The 367-nt window shown below is 62.9% G+C and carries 1 protein-coding gene; it reads left to right on the top strand.

Annotated elements, in window-relative coordinates:
* A partial coding sequence (locus tag PJK54_RS17790) for a VCBS domain-containing protein (protein ID WP_271303525.1) occupies positions 1-367 on the top strand: 367 nt, incomplete at both ends.

Here is a 367-nt window from a genome sequence, read left to right as displayed (position 1 = left end):
TCGACACCGCGCCGACGGCCAATGACGATGCGCGCAATATCGGCGAAGACACCACCACGGCCCTCGACGGCAACGTCATCAATGGCGACAACGACACCGCCGATACCCTGGGCGCGGATGCCACGACGGTCACCGGCGTTGACGGCAATGCCGTCACGGCCGATGACGCTGCCGTGGTCGAAGGCACGTACGGCACGCTGACACTCAACAGTGACGGCAGCTACAGCTATGTGCTCGATACCACCAGCCCGGCGGTCCAGTCGCTGAATGATGGCGAGACGAAAGAAGACACGTTCACCTACGTGATCACCGACGCCGATGGCGACAGCGATACTGCCACGCTGACCATCACCGTCGAGGGATCCAC

This window comes from Cobetia sp. MMG027 (genome assembly GCF_027947415.1).
GTDB lineage: Bacteria > Pseudomonadota > Gammaproteobacteria > Pseudomonadales > Halomonadaceae > Cobetia > Cobetia marina.
This window is presented reverse-complemented; position numbering and strand designations above follow the sequence as displayed.